This is a genomic window from Acinetobacter sp. GD03645, assembly GCF_029845285.1.
Taxonomy (GTDB): Bacteria; Pseudomonadota; Gammaproteobacteria; order Pseudomonadales; family Moraxellaceae; genus Acinetobacter; species Acinetobacter corruptisaponis.
This window is the reverse complement of sequence record NZ_JAOCLL010000053.1, coordinates 1-560: the sequence shown is the minus strand read 5'-3', so window position 1 is coordinate 560 and position 560 is coordinate 1. Positions and strand designations below refer to the sequence as shown.

At 48.4% G+C, this 560-nt stretch carries 1 protein-coding gene; it reads right to left on the bottom strand.

Features of this window, described 5'->3' with window-relative positions:
• Positions 1 to 560: EF-Tu/IF-2/RF-3 family GTPase (locus tag N5J47_RS18100; RefSeq protein WP_279961418.1), on the bottom strand; the 560-nt coding region annotated here is incomplete at both ends.

The window sequence follows — 560 nt, the reverse complement described above, 5'->3', positions numbered from 1 at the left end:
GCACCTACAGTACGGCCACCTTCACGGATCGCAAAACGTAGACCTGGGTCCATTGCGATTGGGTGGATCAACTCTACTGACATTTCTACGTTGTCACCAGGCATAACCATTTCAACGCCATCCTGTAGTTTGATCGCGCCAGTTACGTCAGTTGTACGGAAGTAGAACTGTGGACGGTAACCGTTAAGGAATGGAGTGTGACGACCACCTTCTTCTTTAGAAAGTACGTATACTTCCGCATCGAATTTAGTGTGTGGCTTGATTGTACCTGGCTTAGCAAGTACCTGACCACGTTGTACGTCTTCACGCTTGGTACCACGAAGAAGGATACCACAGTTCTCACCCGCACGGCCTTCGTCAAGAAGTTTACGGAACATTTCAACGCCAGTTACAGTCGTTGCAACTGTATCACGGATACCAACAATCTCAACAGTTTCACCTACTTTGATGATACCCGCTTCAACACGACCTGTTACCACTGTACCACGGCCAGAAATTGAGAACACGTCTTCGATTGGCATTAGGAATGGCTTGTCAATCGCACGCTCTGGCTCTGGGAT